Genomic DNA, 2114 nt, shown 5'->3' on the forward strand with positions numbered 1-2114 from the left:
GGGATCTGCTCGGCCTGCTGGGCCGCGGCGGCCAGGTCGGTCAAATCCACGGCCCCACGGGCCGAGGGGATATTCTGTTCGCTCATTAGTTCTCCTTCACCTGCTTGACATCCAGCAGTACGACTTCGCCGGCGATCAGGGAGATCTTGTCCTTCGAGTCCCCGGCGGGAATGTAGAACATCACGGGTTCAGCGTAGCGGATCTGCACGTCCCCGGTGCTGGAGCTGCTGCCCAGCAGCTTGCGGGTCAGCTCATCGGCACCCTTGAGCGGGTCGCTGTCCTCGGTGCGCTTGAACGTGGTGGTCGAGTTGATCAGCCCGGTCACGATCGCCCCGCCGTCCGGGGTGGAAAGCACCGTGGTGTCCTTGGCGCTGGGCTTGCGCTCGTACTTCACGTCGGCCTCGTTGGCCTCGTCCTTCTCCGACTTCTGTCCGGCGTGCACCGCCTTGATGAACTCGGATTCGGCGAACTTCCCGGCCTGCTTGGACTTCGGGTTGGTCAGCACGTCGGCCAGCTGGTTCATGGCGTCCTGCGGCTTGGTGTTCAGCCCCTCGGCGTCCGCGCCCAGCTGCTTCACCGACGGGTCGCCCACCGCGATGCCCGGGAAGGAGGCGCCGGGCAGCATCTGCGAGGCGAAGACGACCTTGTAGTTATCCCGCGCGTTCTCCTGGCGCAGGGTGATGGCGATCGGCAGCGTGTTCGGGTCCTGGTCCTTGGCGGTGACCACGTTGATCACGCGCGGGAACTTCGCCTCGGAGGTGTTGGGCACCGCGGCGGAGCGGATGACGTCGGTGGCCAGCTTCGTCGGCTCGGCGACCTTCACGTCCTTCTTCAGGATCTCGTAGCGGCTGGAGCGGATGGACTTGAAGGCCCCGGCGGTGCGGGCGTCAAGGTCCTTGGCGTTGTGCGAGTCATCGGCCTTGCCGACCTGCTTCTTCACATCCTCCAGGATGCGGTTCAGCTGTTCCTCGGTGACCACGGGGAAGGTGGTGGCGGTCTGCTCTTCGGGGGTGGCCGAGGCGGACTGCTCGGCGGCCGCGTCGCTGGCCTGTTCGCTGGGGGTTGCGCTTTCGGCGTCCTGGGGCTGGCGGACTCATCGCTCGGGGCGGCCGGGATCAGCACCCCGGACAGGCCCAGGGACAGGGCGGCGACCAGGGCCAGGGAGTTGTGGGTGTTCACCCGGCGCGCCGGGCGCTTGGCGGCGGGGCGCACCAGCAGGAAGGCCAGGCCCACCACGATCAGCAGCGAACCGATGATGATCAGCGGCAGCGCCCAGGGCATGGTGGCGGTGTTCGCGTAGGTGACCGAGATCTTCGCCGGGGCGGGCTGCTTGCCGTCGGCGGCCAGCAGCAGCGACCAGGAGCCGCTATCCGGCGCGGTCCAGCGGTAGGTCATCTTCCCGTCGGCCTGCTGGGAGTCAAAGAAGATGTCCCCGCCGGCCGGGTTGGGCACCTCGGCCTTGCCGTCGACCAGCTCGGCCTGCAGGCGGTGGTTCTCCCGGTCGATGCCGGTCAGTGAGACGTGCTTGGCATCGCCCACCCAGGCCTCCACGTCGTAGCTGCGGCCCAGCGAAGCGGTGAACTGCCCCTCGGATTCGATCTGCAGCTCCACCGGGGCGATGTCCGCGTCGTTGATCGACGGCTCGATCACCGTCAACGGCGCGCTGCCGTCGAATTCGGGCATGGTGGCAGTCACCGTTTCGGGCGGCGCCCAAAACGTCTTCTGTCCGATGCCGATGAACAGGGCCACGGCCCCGATCAGCATCGCGATCACCGGTAGTATTTTTCGCACGGCTTCACCCATTCGCATCACGATCACAAGGTCTTCGACTCAAGTCTAACGAGTGGATCGTGGACTTGGTTCCTGACGCGGATTGTGAGGATGCTCAACCCGCGTGCGGGCTCGGGCCCGCAACATCCATCCTGACCGCCCCGGCTGGGGGTAAGCTCAAAACCATGAACCCGCAGCCTGATTCCGAGCCGCACCAGGACGAACCGGCACCGCGCCCGGCCACCGAGGTGCCCGCCCGTGAGGTCGTTGCCGGCGGCAGCCGGATGCGGCACTTTGGCCGCCGGCTTTCCAGACTGCTGAACCGCCCCCGGCCCGGCCCCCGG

2 protein-coding genes are annotated in these 2114 nt (G+C 67.2%); both read right to left on the bottom strand.

All coding sequences use genetic code 11. The annotated features are described in order from the left end of the window. Positions 1–85: 85 nt before the first annotated feature. A complete protein-coding gene (locus JCM19049_RS12400) occupies positions 86–979 on the bottom strand; it encodes a hypothetical protein (protein ID WP_054821744.1) in 894 nt (297 codons plus the stop codon). Continuing rightward, positions 958–1773, bottom strand: coding sequence for a hypothetical protein (locus tag JCM19049_RS12405; RefSeq protein ID WP_054821745.1), 816 nt, complete (start codon positions 1771–1773; stop codon positions 958–960). Before JCM19049_RS12405 ends, JCM19049_RS12400 begins: the two co-directional genes overlap by 22 nt. Positions 1774–2114: the final 341 nt, after the last annotated feature.

It is taken from the genome of Arthrobacter sp. JCM 19049, assembly GCF_001310435.1.